Origin of the sequence: Flavobacterium collinsii, assembly GCF_902804485.1 — a bacterium.
Lineage (GTDB): Bacteria > Bacteroidota > Bacteroidia > Flavobacteriales > Flavobacteriaceae > Flavobacterium > Flavobacterium collinsii.
Window position 1 is genome coordinate 1 of sequence record NZ_CADCST010000129.1, and the last position, 207, is coordinate 207.

Here is a 207-nt window from a genome sequence, read left to right on the forward strand (position 1 = left end):
TGTACAGTAGTTCCTTTAACGTCTTCACCAAAAGTAACGGTAAGCAAAAAAGGAGTTTATGTAGATGCTAATGCAGACGGTATTGTAAACGTTGGTGATAGAATTGATTATACTTTTACAGTTAAAAATACAGGAAACGTAACCCTTGCTCCGGTAACCATTAGTGATGCTAATGCAGTGGTAAGTGGAAGTTTAGCGAGTTTAGCT

At 37.2% G+C, this 207-nt stretch carries 1 protein-coding gene; it reads left to right on the top strand.

Translation table 11 applies throughout. The features are described from left to right. Nucleotides 1-207, top strand: a 207-nt coding sequence (locus tag FLA105534_RS20570) for a DUF7507 domain-containing protein (protein ID WP_173967962.1), incomplete at both ends; no start/stop codon positions are given.